The 21,076-nt window shown below is 36.0% G+C and carries 17 protein-coding genes and 1 pseudogene; 9 read left to right on the top strand and 9 right to left on the bottom strand.

Annotated elements, in window-relative coordinates; translation table 11 throughout:
* The first annotated feature begins 4 nt into the window (after positions 1-4).
* The 9 genes from OLM61_RS08085 to dusB all read left to right on the top strand — a co-directional run bounded on the left by OLM61_RS08085 (position 5) and on the right by dusB (position 12,074).
* Positions 5-619, top strand: coding sequence for a PorT family protein (locus tag OLM61_RS08085; RefSeq protein ID WP_264525869.1), 615 nt, complete (start codon positions 5-7; stop codon positions 617-619).
* 6 nt (positions 620-625) lie between these two features.
* Positions 626-997 carry a 3-hydroxyacyl-ACP dehydratase gene (locus tag OLM61_RS08080; RefSeq protein ID WP_264525868.1) on the top strand — a complete coding sequence of 124 codons (372 nt, stop codon included), beginning with the start codon at positions 626-628 and terminating at the stop codon, positions 995-997.
* A gap of 2 nt (positions 998-999) precedes the next feature.
* Entirely contained in the window at positions 1,000-1,485 is a 486-nt protein-coding gene (locus OLM61_RS08075; RefSeq protein WP_264525867.1) for a hypothetical protein, read from the top strand.
* A 19-nt stretch (positions 1,486-1,504) separates the two neighbouring features.
* Complete coding sequence (locus tag OLM61_RS08070) at positions 1,505-2,692, top strand: DUF2062 domain-containing protein (protein WP_264525866.1); 1,188 nt, start codon at positions 1,505-1,507, stop codon at positions 2,690-2,692.
* A gap of 79 nt (positions 2,693-2,771) precedes the next feature.
* A complete protein-coding gene (locus tag OLM61_RS08065) occupies positions 2,772-6,458 on the top strand; it encodes a 1-acyl-sn-glycerol-3-phosphate acyltransferase (protein ID WP_264525865.1) in 3,687 nt (1,228 codons plus the stop codon).
* Positions 6,455-7,972: a phytoene desaturase family protein gene (locus OLM61_RS08060; protein ID WP_264525864.1), complete on the top strand. Its 1,518-nt coding sequence runs from the start codon at positions 6,455-6,457 to the stop codon at positions 7,970-7,972. Before OLM61_RS08065 ends, OLM61_RS08060 begins: the two co-directional genes overlap by 4 nt.
* A 6-nt stretch (positions 7,973-7,978) precedes the next feature.
* Positions 7,979-9,646 (top strand): C45 family autoproteolytic acyltransferase/hydolase, encoded by a 1,668-nt coding sequence (locus OLM61_RS08055; RefSeq protein ID WP_264525863.1) that lies wholly within the window; start codon positions 7,979-7,981, stop codon positions 9,644-9,646.
* Positions 9,643-10,938 (top strand): phenylacetate--CoA ligase family protein, encoded by a 1,296-nt coding sequence (locus OLM61_RS08050; protein WP_264525862.1) that lies wholly within the window; start codon positions 9,643-9,645, stop codon positions 10,936-10,938. The genes OLM61_RS08055 and OLM61_RS08050 overlap by 4 nt, the downstream gene beginning before the upstream one ends.
* A gap of 143 nt (positions 10,939-11,081) precedes the next feature.
* Positions 11,082-12,074 carry a tRNA dihydrouridine synthase DusB gene (gene dusB, locus OLM61_RS08045; RefSeq protein ID WP_264525861.1) on the top strand — a complete coding sequence of 331 codons (993 nt, stop codon included), beginning with the start codon at positions 11,082-11,084 and terminating at the stop codon, positions 12,072-12,074.
* A 64-nt stretch (positions 12,075-12,138) separates the two neighbouring features.
* Here the strand turns inward: dusB and OLM61_RS08040 are convergent, their stop codons facing one another.
* The 9 genes and pseudogenes from OLM61_RS08040 to OLM61_RS08000 all read right to left on the bottom strand — a co-directional run bounded on the left by OLM61_RS08040 (position 12,139) and on the right by OLM61_RS08000 (position 21,072).
* Positions 12,139-12,363 (bottom strand): hypothetical protein, encoded by a 225-nt coding sequence (locus tag OLM61_RS08040; protein ID WP_264525860.1) that lies wholly within the window; start codon positions 12,361-12,363, stop codon positions 12,139-12,141.
* 106 nt (positions 12,364-12,469) lie between these two features.
* On the bottom strand, positions 12,470-13,072 hold the full coding sequence (locus OLM61_RS08035) for an N-acetylmuramoyl-L-alanine amidase family protein (protein WP_264525859.1): 603 nt from the start codon (positions 13,070-13,072) through the stop codon (positions 12,470-12,472).
* A 58-nt stretch (positions 13,073-13,130) separates the two neighbouring features.
* A pseudogene (locus tag OLM61_RS08030) lies at positions 13,131-14,557 on the bottom strand (MATE family efflux transporter).
* Between the two features lie 169 nt (positions 14,558-14,726).
* Positions 14,727-15,926, bottom strand: a complete 1,200-nt coding sequence (locus tag OLM61_RS08025; RefSeq protein WP_264525858.1) for an ABC transporter permease — start codon at positions 15,924-15,926, stop codon at positions 14,727-14,729.
* Between the two features lies 1 nt (position 15,927).
* Positions 15,928-16,320, bottom strand: a complete 393-nt coding sequence (rbfA, locus tag OLM61_RS08020; RefSeq protein ID WP_264525857.1) for a 30S ribosome-binding factor RbfA — start codon at positions 16,318-16,320, stop codon at positions 15,928-15,930.
* Positions 16,321-16,577: 257 nt separating this feature from the next.
* A complete protein-coding gene (locus tag OLM61_RS08015; protein WP_264525856.1) occupies positions 16,578-17,831 on the bottom strand; it encodes a murein hydrolase activator EnvC family protein in 1,254 nt (417 codons plus the stop codon).
* Between the two features lie 23 nt (positions 17,832-17,854).
* A complete protein-coding gene (locus OLM61_RS08010; RefSeq protein ID WP_264525855.1) occupies positions 17,855-18,640 on the bottom strand; it encodes a DUF4292 domain-containing protein in 786 nt (261 codons plus the stop codon).
* Positions 18,641-18,653: 13 nt separating this feature from the next.
* Entirely contained in the window at positions 18,654-20,006 is a 1,353-nt protein-coding gene (locus tag OLM61_RS08005) for a tetratricopeptide repeat protein (protein ID WP_264525854.1), read from the bottom strand.
* A gap of 49 nt (positions 20,007-20,055) precedes the next feature.
* Positions 20,056-21,072: a sugar phosphate nucleotidyltransferase gene (locus OLM61_RS08000; RefSeq protein WP_264525853.1), complete on the bottom strand. Its 1,017-nt coding sequence runs from the start codon at positions 21,070-21,072 to the stop codon at positions 20,056-20,058.
* Between the last annotated feature and the right edge of the window lie 4 nt (positions 21,073-21,076).

The raw sequence follows: 21,076 nt of genomic DNA, 5'->3' as shown, positions 1-21,076 counted from the left end.
AATCATGAACAAAAGAAATTTAGTAATTATCGTATTGGCCTTGTTTGCCCTAACAAGTGTACAGGCACAAGTAACATTTAAACCGGGTTTAAGAGCCGGGGCTTCTTTTTCTACATTCTCCAATACCCGTTCAGACTATAGAACTGATTTTTATATCGGAGGTTTTGGTGAAATCAAATTAACTAAAATTTACACGTTACAGCCGGAAATTACTTATAGCCAACAAGGAGCGAGTAATGTTAAAACTTTTATCAGTTATAATAATGGCAATGATGTTGTTCAAACTAAAACTTTAGAAATCGACTATCTTTCTATTGCTATGGTTAATAAGTTTACTTTAAAAAATGGCTTTCAGTTTCAAGTTGGTCCAACTTTAGACTTTAGATTACAGGACAATTTACTTTATGAAAAATCAGATATTGACCTGGCGTTTATAATGGGTATTGGTTATAGATTGCCTTCCGGATTAACTTTTGAAGCTCGTTTCAAAAAAGGAGTTGTGGATGTTCTGGATAGTGATTATTACGGCAGCAATGGTAACAATAATGATTACTGGTTTAGAGATTATAATACAAATGTTAGTTTTCAATTAGGAGTTTCTTATCCTTTTGGCAAATAAAAAAATATGGTTTTAAAAGATTTTTACACAGTTCTTTCCGAAGAAAAAACAGGAGATTCTAAATATACAATTGCGATTTTGGTCAATGAAAAACATGACGTTTTCAAAGGTCATTTTCCGGGGAATCCAATTATGCCGGGAGTTTGCATGATCCAGATTATTAAAGAGCTTACAGAGTCAATTACCAAAAGTACTTTGATGATCCAGACGCTTTCAAATGTAAAATTTATGGCATTAATCAATCCCGAAATAAATCCTGAATTGCGTTTAGAACTGGATATCGTTACAACAGAAGAAGATTTGGTTAAGGTGAAAAACACCACTTATTTTAACGACACCGTTGCCCTGAAACTGAGCAATGTGTACAAAAAGATATAACTATGAAACTATTACTGTCTTTACTTTTATGGATTAATTTTGCAGGTACTCCGGATTTGGCCAGCGTTAGAAAAATGTACTCTGACGTCACAAAATCAGAATCGAATGCTAAAGAATTTTCACAAAAACTCGCCGCTGTTTCTAACAACGATGATACCATTTTGGTGGCCTACAAAGCGGCCTCTATTTTATTGGATTCAAAATATGAAGATCGGTTAAAAAATAAAATGGCCCGTTTTAAAGAAGGTGCCAAATTATTGGAAGCCACTATAAAAAACGATCCGAATAATATTGAAATGCGAATGATTCGTTTGAGCATTCAGGAGAACGTTCCCGGAATTACCGGTTATAAAAAAAACATTAAAGAAGACAAAAAATACCTCACGGACCACTACGCTGAGCAAAATGCCACTTTAAAAGAATACCTAAAAGACTTTATTTTACAATCAAAGAGTTTCTCTGAAAAAGAGAGACAATTTGTAAAGTAAACTAAGGAAAAAAATCCCCATGAAACCTACTTTACCACAGCAGGAATTGTTAAGTTCGACTCACTTTTGTGTTATTGTTCCAACGTACAATAATCATAAAACGCTGAGAAGAGTGCTGGATTCTGTCTTAGATTTCACTTCAAATATCATTATTGTTAATGATGGTTCGACGGATGAAACTTTTGAAATCCTGAAACACTATTCGCAATACACTCAAATTCATCATCCTGAAAATCTGGGAAAAGGAAGAGCCTTAAGAAATGGTTTCAGAAAAGCAATCGAGTTGAATTTTGAGTATGCCATTACCATTGATTCAGACGGACAGCATTTTGCTTCAGATATTCCGAATTTTATTGCTGCGATTCAAAACGAACCCAACTCCTTATTGATTGGAAGCCGCAATATGACACAGGAAAATGTGCCTAAAAAAAGTAGTTTCGGAAATAAATTTTCTAATTTCTGGTTTAAATTTGAAACCGGAATTAAACTTGACGATACCCAATCTGGTTACAGACTCTATCCTTTACGACTCATTCCGAAACGCTTTTATACCAATAAATTTGAGTTTGAAATTGAAGTAATCGTTCGCTCTGCCTGGAAAGGTATTGTCGTTAAAAACATTCCGATTCAGATTTTGTACGATCCCGCTGAACGTGTTTCACACTTTCGTCCCTTTAAAGACTTTACGCGAATCAGTATCTTAAATACCGTTTTGGTTCTTAATGCCTTGCTGTATATTAAACCGAGAGATTTTTTTAGAAGAGCAAAAAAAAAAGGTTTTAAACGATTCTTCCTTGAAGATATTTTAGAGAGCAGCGATTCTAATTTTAAGAAATCGGCGGCAATTGCTTTGGGCATTTTTATCGGAATTTCTCCTTTTTGGGGATTTCAAACCGTATTGCTTTTAACTTTTGCTACCTTACTTAAGCTCAATAAAGTGATTGCTTATCTGGCTTCCAATGTGAGTTTTCCGCCGTTCATCCCGTTTGTTATTTACGGTTCTTTAAAAATGGGAAGTTATTTTGTTTCGAATGATGTTGCACTAACTTTAGATGGCTCGCTTACACTCGATGATATTCAAAAAAATGCTACACAATATATCGTGGGAAGTCTTATTTTAGCATCCGTTTTAGCGCTCTCAGCAGGTTTAATCAGTTATTTGCTTTTAACCGCTTTTAGTGCTAAAAATAAAACAAAGATTATATAAGTCTGGCCACGCATTAAAAAAAATATTTTTGCTAATTCGTGGCGAAAAAACTATAGCCCAAAAACAATATTAAATACTTATGCATCACTATTTCTACGCCATTCATTTGTTTGTAAACCGACGAAAAACGTTATCGGTTGCTTTGGCTATTTTGATGCTCTTTGCTTTTGGATTTTTTGCCTCTCAAATTAAATTTGAAGAGGACATCACCAAACTGATTCCCACCAACGATAAAGCAGATGCCACGGCAAAAGTGCTCAAACAGCTTAATTTTGCTGATAAAATTACCGTTATCTTCAAACTCGATAAAAACGGAACCGAAGAAGATTTAAAGGAAATGGCAACTGCCTTTTCAGACAGTGTTGCACAATCCTGCAAACCCTATGTAACTGGAATTCAAGGAAAACTTGATGAAGAAAACATTCAGGAAACCATCGATTTTGTCTACAACAATCTGCCTCTTTTTCTGGAAAATAAAGATTACAAAGCCCTGCAAAGTAAACTGCAGAAAGACAGTATTGCAGCGACAGTTCAGGGCAATTATAAGTCGATTATCTCTCCGTCCGGATTTATCACAAAAGATTTTATTCTACAGGATCCGCTGGGAATTTCATTTATCGCTTTAAAAAAGTTACAGCAATTAAATATTGGCGACGATTTTACACTTGACAATGGTTTTGTCATGACCAAAGACAAAAAGAAACTCCTTCTTTTTATCACCTCCAATCTTCCTTCGAGTGAAACGGAACAGAATACCATTTTTGCCGAAAAACTAAAATCCATTCAGGACCAGCTAAATCAGAAATTCAAAACCAAAACTTCGATCAGTTATTTTGGCTCGGCGCTGATTGCCGTGGCAAATGCCAATCAAATCAAAAGTGATATCATTCTGACCACTTCGATCGCCATGTTTACGCTGATGTTGATTTTGATTTTATTCTATCGAAAAGTACTTATCCCTTTAATTATTTTTCTTCCCACCCTTTTTGGAGCCTTGTTTGCCGTAGCCTTTTTGTATTTTGTGAAAGAACATATTTCGGCCATTTCACTTGGAATTGGTTCTATTTTGTTAGGAATCACCATCGATTATTCGATTCATATCCTTACCCATTACAAACACAACAGCGATGTAAAAACACTGTACAAAGACATTACCATGCCGGTAATTATGAGCAGTTCAACCACGGCCGTTGCTTTTTTATGTCTGCTTTTTGTAAAATCTGATGCCTTAAATGATTTGGGAATTTTTGCCGCGGTTATTGTAATGGCCTCCGCATTTTTCTCTCTTTTAATCGTTCCGCATCTCTACAAGCCAAAAGAAAACAATACAGAACACAAGAAAAATGTGATCGATAAACTCGCTCATTTTTCCTTTCACAACAACAAAATCCTAATCGGTTTTTGTGTTTTAATTACCATTGTTTGTTGTTTTACGTATAAAAATGTAGGATTCAATAACGATTTGTCGCAATTGAATTTTATTCCGAAAGAAATAAAAGCCGCTGAAAAAGAGCTGGAAGAAAGCACAAATCTTACCTCAAAAACCATTTATGTGGCCTCCTACGGAAATAGCATGGAAGAGGTTTTGCAAAACAACTCTGCCCTGTTTACCGATTTATCAAAAGAAAAACAAAACGGCAAAATATTAAATTTTAGTTCTGTTGGAGGCATCATGCTTTCCCGACAGGAACAACAGCAAAAAATCGATCAGTGGAATTCGTTTTGGGACGCCAACAAAAAACAGCTTTTACAAACCGGACTAATTGCCGAAGGTTTAAAACTTGGCTTTAAACCCACCACCTATACTGCCTTTTTTGATCATTTAAACTTTGACTTCAAACCCATTTCGGCACAGGAATACCTGAAAATACAACCTTTACAACTAAAAGAATTTGTAACCGAAAAAGACGGTTTCTTCACGATTTCTACTCTGGTAAAAGTAAGTCCGGAGCAAAGAGATGCTTTTGTAAAATTGGCCACCGCTAAAAAAAATCTGATTGCGATTGATCGCCAGCAAATGAACGAAACGTTTTTCAGTACTTTAAAAACCGATTTTAACTCGCTGGTCAATTATTCGTTTGTAGCTGTAATTCTGATTCTGTTTTTCTTTTTCCGAAGACTCGAATTGGTCATTGTAAGCTGCATTCCGATTGCTTTAACCGGAATTGTTACGGCCGGAATTATGGGCATTTTTGGCATTCAGATGAACATCTTCAGCATGATCGTTTGTACACTGATTTTTGGTCACGGTGTCGATTTCAGTATTTTTATGACCAGTGCCCTCCAAAAAGAATATACGACAGGGAAAAATGAAATCGCTATTTACCGAACTTCTATTATTCTTGCAGTCATCACCACTATTTTAGGAATCGGTGCTATGATTTTTGCACAGCATCCTGCCCTGAGATCGATCTCGTCTGTGTCTTTAATCGGGGTTTTTGCAGCACTTATTATTACGTTTATTTTCTACCCGATTCTTTTTAAACTATTCATTTCAAACCGTTCCAAAAAAGGGAATCCTCCATTTGTCCTGCGTACTTTTGTTCACGGTGTAATTTCCTTTTTCTACTACGGTCTGGGCGGAATCGTGATGTCACTTTTTTGCATCACCATCATGCCGATTCTTCCGATAAAGGAGAAAACAAAAATGAAAGCCTTCCGTTATGTGATCTCCAAATTCATGAAATCGGTCTTGTATTCCAATCCGTTTCTTCGTAAAAAGGTCATTAATAAATTTGGTGAAACCTTTGAAAAACCGGCCATTATTATTGCCAACCATTCTTCTTTTATTGATATTCTGGCCATGGGAATGCTGAGTCCAAAAATTATCTTTTTGGTAAGCGACTGGGTGTACAACTCTCCTATTTTTGGCGGTACCGTTCGAAAAGCAGGTTTCTATCCGGTTTCGGAAGGAATCGAAGGCGGAGTGGAACATTTGCGTCAAAAAGTAAACGAAGGTTATTCGCTGATGATTTTTCCTGAAGGAACACGTTCTGAAAGCAATCTGGTCAAGCGTTTTCACAAAGGTGCATTTTATCTGGCAGAAGAATTTAATCTGGATATTATTCCTGTGGTCATTCACGGCGCTTCAGAAGCCATTCCAAAAGGTGATTTTGTCATTCATAACAGCCAGCTTACGGTTTCAATTTTAGAAAGAATTGCTCCTGATGATCTTTCTTTCGGAAAAAATTATGCCGAGAGAACCAAACAAATGAGTGCTTTTTTTAAAGAAGAGTACCGCAAAATTCGTCAGCAGTTAGAAGGTCCTGACTATTTCAAAAAAATGCTTCTGCACAGTTACGATTACAAGGAAATTGAAATTATCAACAGTGTCAAAAACGATTTAAAAAACAATCTGGAAACCTATTACCGTTTAAACAAACAGTTCTCGGCGAATGCCAAAATATTACATTTATCCAATGATTATGGGCAATTGGATGTGTTGCTAAGCTTGCAGGAGCCCCAGCGAAAAATAACTTCCTTTAACGAGGATGAAGAAAAACGGGCGGTTTCAAAAACCAACTATTTTTTAAAGAAAAGAAAAATAATTTATCCGGATCAATTAGAAGCTGTACTTGAAAATCAATACGATATTCTTTTGATTTCTGACGAAAGTTATAACGAGGATCCTGAAAAAATCATTTCAAAATTTTCTACCATAATTTTAATATATTGCCTTCATTATAAAACAAAATTAATGACCTCCGGCTTTGAAATTCTCTCAGAAGAAAAAGGCATCACGATAGTAAAGAAAAAATTAGCATGAAAGAGCATTACGATGTTGTAATTGTGGGTAGCGGACTTGGCGGATTGGTCTCTTCGATTATTCTCGCCAAAGAAGGTTATAGCGTTTGTGTACTCGAAAAAAACAATCAGTATGGGGGAAATCTCCAGACTTTTGTGCGCGATAAAACCATTTTTGATACCGGAATTCACTATATCGGAGGCCTAGCAGAAGGGCAAAATCTCTACAAATATTTTAAGTATTTGGGGATTATGGACCATCTAAATCTTAAAAAATTAGACGATAACGGTTTTGATATCATTTCTTTTGAAGACGATCCAAATGAATATCCTCATGCACAGGGTTACGCCAATTTTACGGATCAACTCGTGCAATTTTTCCCCGATGAAAAAGCCAATATCGAGGAATACTGCAAAAGAATAAAAGCAATTTGCGAATCTTTTCCGCTCTACAATTTAGAATGGGAAGGTAAATACGATAATGAAATTTTAGGTTTAAACGCCAAACAAACGATTGAAGAATGCACCCAAAATGAAAAGCTAAAAGCGGTTCTGGCCGGTTCTAATTTTTTGTATGCCGGAATTGCCGATAAATCACCATTTTATGTTCATGCCCTTTCTGTAAACTCCTACATACAAAGTTCGTGGCGATGCATCAATGGTGGAAGTCAGATTACAAAACAACTTTTAAAACAGCTCAAAAAATACGGTGGCGAATTCTACAAATACAAAGAAGTTACCCGTTTTAATGTCGAAGACAAAAAAGTAACTTCGGTAGACATGAAAGACGGAACCCGTGTTTCCGGCTCTTATTTTATTTCCAACATTGAACCCAAAACGACCTTGAAAATGACGGGTGAAGAACACTTCCGAAAATCATTTTACAGTCGGGTTCAAAGTCTTGAAGGTGTTATTTCGGCTTTTAGTCTGTATCTCGTTTTTAAACCGGAAACTTTCAAATACATCAATCACAACCACTATCATTTTAAGAAAAGCAGCGAAGTCTGGAGCTCTCATGACTATGACGATACTTCCTGGCCAAAAGCTTTTATGGCTTCTATGAATGCCTCGAAAAAGCAGGAAGAATGGGCCGAAGGGATGACTTTTATTACCTATATGAAATACGATGATGTACTTCCGTGGAGCGATACTTTTAATACTACCGTTGAGGAAAATGACCGCGGAGAAAGTTATGAAGAATTTAAATCCAGAAAAGCAGCGAGATTTTTAGAAGAGATCGAACTGAAATTTCCGGGTATCAAAAACTGCATTCAATCCGTTCATACCTCGACACCACTCTCCTATCGGGATTATATTGGAGGTGACAGCGGTAATATGTACGGATATGTTAAAGATTCCAGTAATCCGATGAAAACGCTAATTCCGTCAAAAACCAAACTGAATAATTTATATCTTACAGGCCAAAGTATTAACATGCACGGTGTTTTGGGAGTCACCATTGGCGCTGTGGTAACCTGCTCTGAAATTGTTGGAAAAGAGTATTTAGTAACCAAAATCAATCAGGCCTCTGAATAAAAAGCTATGAAAAACCGAATTATACTCTTTTTCATTATCGGTTTTTTAACGATGTTAGCATCTTGCGGAACATCAAAATCCATGCGTCACCAGCCTGATCTAACCCAATATAACGCAACAAAACCTACCGTAATCAAAATAGATGACAGTGTTTTTGTTTCCGGAAAAAATTCACTTTTAAAAAACAAGCAGGGCCTCTGGGAATTGTATGCCGAAGGTGATCCTCTGGAAATAGGGCTCAATACCGGTGCTTTGTCTGATTCTCTTTTAAAAAAGCAGGAGCATATTTTCTTCTCTAAAATACAGGATATTGTTCCTTCAAAATTTCAGCAAAAACTCCTTCGCCATTTCCTCAAATGGTACAATCGAAAACTCTATTCAAATGTTCCCAACGAATATCAAACCGAGATTTTTGGCGTTTCACAATATACCTCACGTGATTTTGATAATATAGCGCCGCAGTACCAACGCAGTTTATACCTGCATGCCGCACACGATATTGGTCATGCCTTGCAGGATCTGGCTTTGGTAGGCTGTTCCTCTTTTGCTGCCTGGGGAGAGAAGTCGGAAGACGGGAATTTAATTCTCGGACGCAACTTTGATTTTTATGTGAATGATGCTTTCGCAGAAAACAAAATCGTAGCATTTATCAATCCTAAAGAAGGCCACAAATTTATGATGATTACCTGGCCCGGCATGATTGGTGCTGTTTCCGGAATGAATGAAAAGGGACTAACCGTTACCATTAATGCCGGAAAATCTAAAATTCCGCTGATTGCCAAAACACCCATTTCGATTCTTACCCGCGAAATATTACAGCATGCTCAAAACATCAGCGAAGCCATTGCTATTGCCCAAAAAAGAGCCGTTTTTGTATCAGAATCCATAATGGTGGGAAGTGCCGAAGACAATAAAGCGGTTCTAATTGAAGTCACACCTAAAAAAATGGATGTTTACGATGTTCCAAACAGCGATCAATTGTTCTGTTCCAATCATTTTCAGGGAGAGGAATTAAAAAACGACAAACGCAACCAATCCCAAATTGCCAATAGCCATTCCGAATATCGTCTCGAGAAAATGAAGGAACTTTTTTTCGAAAATCCGAAAATCAATCCCAAAATTGCATCCGATATACTGCGCAATAAAGAGGGTTTGAACAACATTAGTCTGGGGTACGGAAATGAAAAAGCATTGAACCAGTTGATGGCCCATCACGGTGTTATCTTTAAACCTGCAACAAAACAGGTTTGGGTATCGGCAAATCCATATCAATTGGGCGAATTTGTCTGCTATAATCTGGATACTGTTTTTAAAGAGCGAAAAACAGATTCAATTGTTTCGTTTCAGCAAGTAAATTTAGACATTCCAAAAGATCCTTTTTTAGAAACCGTTTCTTATAAAAATTACCGGAAGTTTAGAACTGAAGACCACAAGATCGATTTGTATCTGAAAAACAAAGAAACCATAAGTCCTGAGTTTATTCATAATTACCAATCGTTAAACCCTGATTATTGGGTTGTGTATTACAAAGCAGGGTTGTACTTTTATCAAAAAAAACAGTACCAGCTTTCCCAGTCTAATTTTGAAAAAGCTTTAACAAAAGAGGTTACCACTGTTCCTGACAAAGCAGTCCTTGAAAAATATTTAAAAAAAATCAAAAGAAAATTACAATGATTCCATTAATAGAAAAAAATTCTTTAGAAGAAATTAAACTTTTTCAAGAGCAGAAATTAGCGGAACTCTTACACTATATCGGTCAAAATTCTCCTTTTTACAAACGCCTTTTTGCCGGACAGAACATTGATCTTTCGAAGATTAAGACACTTGAAGACTTACAGCATTTGCCCGTAACGACAAAAGAAGATTTACAAGAATACAACGATGATTTTTTGTGTGTACCACAACATCAAATTATTGATTATGCCTCTACTTCCGGGACTTTAGGTGATCCTGTTACTTTTGGTTTAACCGATTCTGATCTCGACCGTTTGGCTTATAACGAAGCCATTTCGTTTGCCTGTGCCGGAATTGCTGAAGGCGATGTGGTACAGCTAATGACAACAATTGACCGAAAATTTATGGCTGGTCTGGCCTATTTTCTGGGATTGCGAAAATTAAAAGTCGGTGTCATTCGGGTAGGTGCCGGAATTCCGGAACTGCAATGGGATTCTATTTTAAAATACAAACCGTCTTACCTCATTACCGTTCCTTCTTTTTTATTAAAGTTGATCGAATATGCCGAAGCACACGGAATTGACTACAACAACTCCAGCATAAAAGGAGCAATTTGTATTGGAGAATCTTTGCGAAATCAAGATTTTTCCATGAATACTTTGTCTAATAAAATCACTGAAAAATGGAGTATTAAGTTGTTTTCGACTTATGCTTCCACCGAAATGAGTACTGCTTTTACCGAATGTGAACACGGCGTTGGTGGTCATCACCATCCCGAACTGATCATTATTGAAGTTTTAGATGAAAATAACATTCCTGTAAAAGAAGGCGAAATTGGCGAATTGACTTTTACCACTTTAGGTATTGAAGCCATGCCTTTACTGCGTTTCAAAACCGGAGATATTGTACAACTACACAACGGCCCTTGTGCCTGCGGAAGAAATACTTTACGTGTTGGTCCTGTTGTTGGCCGTAAAAAACAAATGATCAAATACAAAGGCACAACACTTTATCCGCCAGCGATGAATGATGTTTTGAGCGGTTTTGATAATATCGAAAATCATATTATCGAGATCTCTACCAACGATTTGGGAACCGATGAAATCCTGATAAAAATAGCCGTAAAAAATCAAAGTCCTGAATTTTTACAGGAAATCAAAGACCATTTCAGAGCCAAACTAAGAGTAACACCAAAGATTGAATTCGCCGCAAAAGAAGCTTTGAATCCTTTGGTTTTTAATCCGATGAGCCGAAAACCTATTCGTTTTTTTGATTATAGAGTTACTGTTTAAAGTTGCTAAGATACTGAGATTCTAAGGTTCTAAGTTTTTCTTTTAATATTAAATAAGAATGAAAACTCAGAACCTTAGCATCTTAGAGACTTAGAATCTTTTAAATTGAACTAAATGTTGTAATTTTGCAAAAAATATTGAAGATGGTCAAGATTGGCAACATAGAATTACCCGAATTTCCTTTATTACTCGCACCGATGGAAGATGTGAGCGATCCGCCGTTTCGCAGATTGTGCAAAACGCATGGCGCTGACTTAATGTATTCTGAATTTATTTCGTCGGAAGGATTGATTCGTGATGCTATCAAAAGTCGAATGAAGCTGGATATTTTTGATTACGAACGTCCGGTTGGAATTCAGATTTTTGGAGGTGATGAGGAGGCAATGGCACTTTCGTCTAAAATTGTTTCTACTGTTAAACCGGATTTGGTTGATATTAACTTTGGATGTCCGGTAAAAAAAGTAGTTTGTAAAGGTGCCGGAGCTGGAGTTTTGAAAGATGTAGATTTGATGGTACGTTTAACAAAAGCGGTTATCAGAAGTACTGATTTGCCTGTTACGGTAAAAACCCGTTTGGGCTGGGATGAAAGCTCCATCAACATTGATGAAGTTGCCGAAAGACTTCAGGACATTGGTGTTCAGGCTTTAACAATTCACGCCAGAACCCGTGCACAAATGTACAAAGGCCACGCCGATTGGTCGCACATTGCACGTGTAAAAAACAACCCGAGAATCACCATGCCTATTTTTGGAAATGGCGATATCGACAGTCCGGAAAAAGCCTTAAAATATAAAAATGAATACGGTATCGACGGAATCATGATTGGTCGTGCCGCGATTGGTTATCCGTGGATTTTTAACGAAATAAAGCATTATTTTAATACCGGTGAGCACTTACCTGCTCCAACCGTTATTGATCGCGTTGAAGCCGCCAGAAACCATTTAATGTGGTCAATGGAATGGAAAGGTGAACGTTTAGGAATTGTAGAAATGCGCCGTCATTACACCAATTATTTCAAAGGCATCCATTCGTTTAAAGAATACAAACAAAAACTGGTTACCACAGACGAACCTGAAAATCTTTTCGCCATTATGAAAGAGATCGAACAGGTTTATGCCGGATATGAGTTTGTTTAAAAAATAAGAAAGGCCTTCAAAATTGAAGGCCTTTCTTTATAATATATCTTTTTATAACCGAAAATTATTCTAAAGCATTTTTTGCAAAATTTCTTTTGGCTAAATCAATAGCAGATTTTAATTCGGAAAAGAATAATTCAGCTTCTTTTGCATTTCGAATTGATTTAGTCAGGTTGTCATTGTTATTTGTTTCTCTAACTTCGTCAATATCTGCTATGTTCTTTTTAGAAGCAGAAGCTAAAGAAATTTCCTGAATTTTATTAATCTTATTTTGAATAGCATCTTTCATAAAGCAAATTTAAACATTATTGATTTAAATTATATGCAAACTTCTTACAAAACTAAAAAAGGGCCTTCAAAATTGAAGGCCCTTTTTGTATTTAATAAAAGCTGTCTTACTTTACTGCTTCTAATATTTTATCTGCAATTTCGGCTTGTCCTTTTTCGCTGGTAATATAATTTCTGTCATTTATGTTTGACAAATATCCAACTTCTAGAGTCATTGCTGGACAATTTGAATTTTTCAAAATATAAAAAGGAGCTTCTTTAACTATTCCTTCTGAAAAGTAATTAGCGGCTACTTTTTCAAGTAAAGTTTCCGCATATGCTTTAGATTGATTGTGAAATTTTGCATTTGAAGAAATGTAGGCTTCTATCCCGTTCTTACTAAAATTTGGTGAAGAAGCAAGGTGTAGCGAAATCACTAAACTTGGATTTATGTTATTAATCATTGAAACTCTTTCTTTTAATTCCATGTCATGATCTCCTTCACGTAATAAAACAATCTCCAGGTTCTCATTATTATTCTGAGCTTTAATTTTTCTCGCAATTTTCTCTACGATGCTCTTCTCCTGAACATCATTTAAGGTTGCCCCAAAATCATTTCCTCCATGACCGGCATCAATTACAATAATCTTTTTGTCAAAAGGTTTAAAAGCAAAAATAATCCCTAATCCTAAAATTCCTAAAAAGGTTGAAAACTTAATTTGATTTCTCATAATGTTAGTTATTGGTTACCGGTATTTCAACGTTTGTTTTTAAGAAATATTGTACAACCTAAACCTGAACACGTTTCCATTTTCCTCTTTTATAAAAGAATATTGCGGCAAGCGTTATAGCAGTTTCGGCAACCGGAATGGCTATAAAAACACCTTTTGGTCCCATATTAAAATGTTTGGCTAATGCATAAGCTAATGGAATCTGAAACAACCAAAACCCAAAGAAATTAATTCCTGTTGGTGTCCAGGTATCTCCTGCCCCATTAAATGTATTGGTCAAAACCATCCCTATTCCGTAGAAGACAAATCCGATACTCATGATTTGCAGTGCTTCAACCGCAACGGTTTTAACCAAATCATCATTCGTAAAAAACGAGATAATATACTCTCCAAAACACAGTGTAACGATCATGATGGTTGCCATAAAAATTACGTTGTATTTTGCTGTGGTAAATACTGATTTTTCCGCACGATCAACTCGTTTGGCCCCCAGATTTTGCCCCACCAAAGTTGCGGCGGCATTACTTAATCCCCAGGCTGGAAGAATAAAGAACATCATTATCCTAAGAGCTGTCTGATAACCTGCCGATCCGTGATCGCCTCCCGTGGTAGCCACCAACTGCGCCAGAAAAATCCAGCTGCAGGAAGCTATAACAAATTGTAATACTCCGGGGCTGCAATTTTAACTAAGGCTTTTATCTGCGTGAGGTCCGGAATTAAATAAGAAACTTTAATTTTTAAAACTCCATTTCCATAAAACAAATGATAAATCTGATACAGCACTCCAAGGCTTCTTCCTGTAGTAGTAGCAATCGCGGCACCAACTAAACCAAACGCAGGAATTGTAGCAAAACCATTAATTAGTATCGGACATAAAATAATATTACAAATATTGGCAATCCAAAGACTTTTCATTGCAATGGCCGCATTTCCCGCACCACGGAAAATTCCATTGATCAGGAATAAAAAGGTAATACTTAAACTGGAACCAATCATAATTTGAGTGTATCTAAAGCCATGTTCGGCTGCATCTGCAGATGCTCCCATTAAAAGAAGAATATCTTTTGCATAGATAATTCCGAAAATACTCAGAAAAATACTCAGCACAAATGCAATAAATAACGCCTGCATACCTGCTTTTGCAGCGGCAACAGGATCTTTTTCCCCAATTCGTCTTGCTACAACAGCCGTTGCTGCCATGCTCAATCCGATGTCCAGAGAATATATAATAGTTAGAACCGACTCGGTTAATCCTACGGTTTGAATCGCAAAACTACTATGCTCCAAATGCCCGACAAAATACAAATCGACCAGCGCAAAAACAGATTCCATCATCATTTCCAAAACCATCGGAATGGCTAATAGAATGACTGCTTTTTTTATGTTTCCTGCGGTGTAATCAAAAGATTCGTCTCCTCTGAGTGCTTGTTTTAAAGTAGTGTAAATTTTAGAAAATAAACTTTTCTGTATGGTAGTTTCTGTCATGATATATTAAGATAAATGATAAAATTTGTCCAGATGTAAGAATCTGAACTCAAAAAATAAACGTAAGTATCCTAATTATTCCAAAAATAAAATAGGACTAAGCAGAAACAATCATATGCTGTAGATTTTTAAGACGATAAATATAGGTAATATTTTCCTTGTAGAAATATTAATCTAAAAGCTTTTTACTTACCCGGCTGCTGGCTATTAAAGAGGCAACAAAACCAAGTGATACAATGGTTCCCATAACAATGAGTACATTTTCTAAAGTAAAAACTACCGGATATGCCAAAGTGGGTGTCAGCATAATCAGGTTGTATTCCTGTTGAAGCAGGACCAGAATAATTCCCAGAACAAGACCAATTAGACCTCCAAAAACACTCAATAACGTTCCCTGAAGCAGGAATATTTTTCGCAAGCTGTTGATTTCTGTTCCCAGATTAAAAAGTGTTTTTAAGTTTGCTTTCTTCTCTAAAATCATCATGATTAAAGCCCCAACTAAATTAAAAAGAGCTACAATGATCACCAGTGTAAAGATCAGGTAAACCACTATGTTTTCGGTATTGAGCATCTTGTACAAAGACTCGTTAAGCTGCGCTCTGCTTTTTATCGTGATTTTATTTTTGAATACTTTTTGGAGCTGCGATCTGATCGCACCTTCATCGGCATTTTCTTTCAGATTGAATTCTATTCCCGAAACCTGATTTGATTTGTACATCAGTAATTCCTGCGCCAGACTCAAATCAGCAAAAACATATTTTGAATCTAAATCCTCACTGATGGAATAAATTGCGACTGGTAAAACGTCTGTTTTATTAAACGCTTCTTCCGGGTTTTCAATAGCTCCTTTTCCGGGTTTAGGGGCAAATACTTGCAAAGGGTTTTCGAAATCAAGGATTCCTAACGAAAAATCGCGGGCAATTCCATAACCAATAACCACCTGATACGTATCTGGTTTCAGCCATTCTCCGTTAAAAAGTTTTTTCCTGATATCGTTAACAACAACATAGTTTTTGTCAACACCTTTTAGATAGGTTACCAGCTGTTTGTCTTTAAACAAAAATAAAACCCGCTCTTCGATTATCTTGCTGTAAGAAGCAATACCCTCAATGTTTTTAAGCTGAGTTTCCTGATCCGGTGTGATCAAAAATGATTTCCCATAGGTACTGCTCATTTTTAAATCAGGATCTATTTCGTTTGTAAACGAAAGGCTGAAAACTTTTAGTCCGCTAAAAACGGACAAAACCACAAACAAAGCCATTGTTCCAACAATAATTCCCATGCTGGCAATACGATTGATGATATTAATAGCATTGTTTTTACTTCTGCTAAAAATATAACGTTTGGCTATGTAAAGGGGGAAATTCAATTTATGATTTTCTTCTTTTTTCTAAAAGATCACGGTTTTCAATTGGGTTTTCTCTGTTGGATAACGCATTATCAATCTTTTCGATATAATCTAAAGAGTCATCAATAAAAAATACCAGATTCGGTACACGACGTAATTGCAAACGCACACGTTGTGATAAATCATGTTTGATTAAAGTTGTATTTGACTTTATACCTTCTAAAGTTTCTTTTGCTTTGTCCTGAGGAAAAATGCTTAAATAAACTGTCGCCACAGATAAATCTGAAGTAACACTAACTTTGGATACTGAAATTACTAAATTAGTGATTCCGTTTTTTCGCACTTCACCTTGCAAAATATCAACCAAATCTTTTTGGATGACACCGCCTATTTTTTTCTGTCTGTTTGTTTCCATACTGCAAAAATACTATTTTTAAATTTCAATCGATACAATTTCAAATGAACAATAGGATGATTTTTGTATTCAGGTTCACTTTCTTTCAAAAAAAACCCTTATTTTAAAGAAAAGTTGGAAATTATGCGGACTGAAAACTCCCATACAAAATTGAACAAGTGCTTTTCTTTCAGCTTAGGCTTTTAAAACAAGAAAAAATCCCTTTCACTGAATCATATTCGTGAAAGGGATTTTTTTAAATTCTGAACCCAATAGCTTTATCTGTTTTGCAGCCATCCTTCCGGATTATTATTGGATGTGTTTTGAAGAATTAAGAATTTAATGATTGTTTTTCCGGTGTCACCACTGGTTCTCACTTTTCCAATGCTTTGTTTTACATTTACTTTGTCACCTTTCTCAACAAAAACCTGACTAAGATTTTGATAAACCGTAAAATAATCTCCATGCTGAATCATAACGGCTCTGTTGATTGGCGATAAAACAATTACACTCGATACTACTCCTTCAAATACAGCACGTGCACTGGCTCCTTGTTCGGTAGTAATCTCAACTCCTGAATTGTGTACCGTTAGTGACGGATAAAGCGGATGTGGCTGATCACCATATCCTAGTGAAATAAATCCTTTTTCTACCGGCCAAGGCAATTTTCCTCTGTTTGCTTTAAAATCGGCCGCCAAAATTTTTCCTTCCGGAGTCAATGCAATTTTAGACGATGAAACCGGAGTTTTAGAGACTGTCGATCCCGGGTTTTCTTTTGCTCTTTCCAGGGCCGCTTTTCTGTTGGCCTCAGCAATTGCCTCACGAATCAAACGATCAATTTGTCTGTCAATTCTTTTGGCTTCCTGTTGTTTACTTCTGGTATCGGCAATAATTTTATTTTTGTCCTTTTTAATCGAATTAACTAATTTTTGCTGCTCTTTCTTTTCAGTTTCTAAACTTTGTTTTTCTTTTTCATTTTCAGCAATAATCTTTTTCTTTACAATACGCTGACCGTTCAGTCTCGCATTATAATCTTCCAGCTGTGCCGTTTTGGATTGAATTTCCAATCCCTGGTTTTTTCTGAAATTGGTATATTGTTTTAAATATTGTGCTCTTTTGTAGGCTTGTAAAAAACTCTCTGAAGATAAAATAAACATGGCTCTACTTTGCTCCGAACGGCTCTTGTATGATTTAAGTATCATTTTAGAATAGTCCGCTTTTAGTACTTCCAGTTCTTTTTTCAGTTTATTAACCTTAACCTGATTAATATACATATCATTGCTCAAAAGTTTTTCCTGCTTTGCCGTAGTATTAATCAGCTTCTCTTTCAGCTTTATTTTATTGGCCTGAATTAAATAAACATTTACTGCCGATTTTTCTTTTTTCTTTACCGACTGCAACATTTTTTCATTGTCTCTAATTTCCTGTTGAATTTGAGCTTTACGCTGTTCCAGTTTTTCTTGTTGCGAATCTTGCGCCCACATAAAAGTAGTGGCACATATAAAAATTAGGCTTAGGAGAAATTTTGGCATGTTTATATTTTCTTTTTGCAAATTTACTTAATTATAACTTTCTTATAACCGCTTGGCACACTGTAAGGGAAAGAAAGTTCTTCATTAAATGAAATGTTATTGTAATTCAAACTAATATTTGTTTTTCCTTTTGGTTGAATCGCACTGATTTCAACACTTGTTGGAAGTGTTCCCTGATTGAAAACTTTACTGTCGGCATAAGAAATCTGCAACATTCTGTTTTCTGCCGGCTGTGAGATTTCTTCTTTTTGCAACAGGTATTTTTCGCCATCCAGATAGAATGTCTTTTTCAAATTAGAATCTTTTTCATCTTCTAAACGAAAAAGGTTGTCTACGATGGTCTGTGCATATTTCCCTTTTCTCAAATCATCTAAGGCTTCACCAACCAATAAATTCTGAACTTTACTGTAATCCAATTCGGTTCCCAGCCATTTGCTTAAACTTGTAAAATCGCCTTCGTAATAGGTACTGTTTATTTTCTCGTAATAGCTTACTGCTGTTGGGGTAATCAAAGCTTTTGCCATGGTAATCCCCAGAAAACGAACACTTACTAAAATTTGTTTGTCTTTTTCAATTTTAATCTCGGCCGTAACATTTTGACTTTGTTTATCGTCAACATATCGCGCTCCGGCTTTTATGTACAGCGTCGAAAAATTTAACTTATTGTTATAATGATTCTCTACTACCTTTTTTTCTTCTTTTGGAGTAACTTCTTTTACTTCGCTATTATTGTTCTGCACAGCGACTGCCTTTGATTTACAAGAAATCATGAAAACCGACAGTACTGCTATCGCTATATATTTTTTCATCTGCACCTGTTCTTTACTTTTTTTTCTTTAATAATTCATTTGCCTTCAAAAAGTATTCCTCTTTTTTCTTGGCATCTCCCAAACCATTGTAAGCCTCTCCTAACTGAATATTAAAATTTGCTTCGAGTGTTTTGTCCTCTACCACATAATCAAGCCCCATTTCTAAAACGGTTTTTGCATTTTTAAATTGCTTCAACTGATTATTTCCTAAACCGGCATAATAGTAAAATTGCGGCTGACTTGGATAAATCTCAATCATATTCATTGCCCGTTTGGTCATCGGTTCAAACTGTTTGGACTGCGCATATGCTTCAAGTAAAAGCAAATTAGTTTCACGGTCTGTTTCTGAATTGGCTTTTAAATCCTTTACATAATATTTAATCGCATTTTCAAACTGACCTTTGCTGTGATAAAATTTTCCAATTTCTTTCGCCACATCAACACTCGAATCATTATCAAAATAAGAAATCGCTTTCTCTAAATCCGCTGCATACTGTGGGTTCTTGTTCGCATAAATCAAAAACTCATTTAACGTACGGTGTTTTATTTTTGAATCAATTTTTGAACTTGCCAAAATTACATTCATCGCCTTAATTGCCTTATCGGCCTGATTGGCGTCCAGGTACACTTTAAACAAACTTACCTGCGCCCATTCTGAAGTTGGAATTTCCTTAGCCAGTTGTTTCGCAACATTAAGCGCCTTATCTGTTTCTTCTGCTTTTGAATATAAAAAAATCAGATTTACATAGTTTGATTCCTCTTTTGGATGCTGTTTGATCTGATTAATTAGGTTATCAATTTCTGCGTTTTGGTATTTTCCCTGAGATAAAATCTGCAATTTGTATCGATCACGATCTTCCGATTTCCCAAACTTATCATTCATTTCATTGATGGCCACCAATGCTTTATCAAATTGGTTGGTAATCATATACAGCGAAATCAGATCGTCTTTGTACTCTTCATCAAAAGCAATTATTCTCTGAATCGTTTCAATTGCTAAAGGATAATTTTTGGTTTCATAACTTACGTCATAGATTCCCAGCCAATACCATTTATTTTTTGGATCGAGCTGAGTTGCTTTTTCAAATGAATCCTGTGCACTTCGATAATCTTTTAAAGACAGATAATTTTTCCCGAGTTCAAAGTAAGCCACTGCATCATTAGGTTTTAACTTGATGCATTTCTGCAATGAGGCGATGGCTTTATCATAATTTTCAATTCCTTTTTGTTTTAATGATTCATAAAAAGCATCCTGATACTCATCGGTTGCCATAGCAATATCTTCCGGTTCTGTTTGAGCCATAATCGAAATTGGGTTGCCAAGCAAAACGAAAAATAAAATTGCGATAACTCCTTTTTGTATCATTTTTAAAATTTATTTTTTAAACAAAAACGAATCTATTCCAACTCCTACGCTATTCTAAAACCGAATAATCACCAATACTTACGCTGGTAAATTTACCATCATAAACAACATGATTACCAATCATTGCATTGTCAAGATGCGCATTTTTTATTTGAGAATAGGTTTGAATCAAACTGTTGCTGATTGAACTGTCTACAACGTGGCAGCCTTTACCAATGGATACATTTGGACCAACTGTTGCATTTTTCAACACTACGTTTTCACCAATGTAACACGGTGGGATGATGGTAGAATTCTCTAGTTTCACATCATAATCTACTAAATGTTCACCGTCATTATGTAAGAATCCTAACATTCTTGAATTGGTTTCAACGGTAACATCTTTATTTCCGCAATCCATCCATTCATCAACACTACCGGTTTTAAAAACTTTACCGTTAGCCATCATTGCTTTAATTCCGTCGTTGATCTGATATTCTCCACCATTTTGGATGTTGTTATCCAAAACTCCCTGAAGTTCTTTTTTCAAATCACCTACTTCTTTAAAATAATAGATTCCAATAACCGCTAAATCACTAACGAATTCTTTTGGTTTTTCTACTAATTCTATAATTTCATTATTGGCATTTAATTTTACAACACCAAATGCTTCCGGCTGATCTACTTGTTTCACCCAAATAACAGCATCGGCAGAAGGATCTAATTCAAAGTCGGCTCTGATTAAAGTATCTGCGTAAGCAATTACTGCCGGACCTGATAATGATTCTTTGGCACACATAATTGCATGACCTGTTCCTAAAGGTAAATCCTGACGGTAGATGGAAGCCTTAGCTCCTAAACTTCCTGCTAATTCTTCTAAACTTGCTACAAGATCGTCTCCAAAAAAAGCCGGGTCTCCTAAAATAAAAGCAACTTCTTCGATTGGTTCTTTTAAGATTTTAGCAATGTCCTCCACCAATCGATGCACGATCGATTTACCTGCAACAGGAATTAATGGTTTTGGAACGGTTAAAGTATGTGGTCTAAGTCTTGATCCACGACCTGCCATTGGAACGATTATCTTCATTTCT

The sequence above is a fragment of the Flavobacterium sp. N502536 genome (assembly GCF_025947345.1).
Taxonomy (GTDB): Bacteria; Bacteroidota; Bacteroidia; order Flavobacteriales; family Flavobacteriaceae; genus Flavobacterium.
This window is presented reverse-complemented; position numbering and strand designations above follow the sequence as displayed.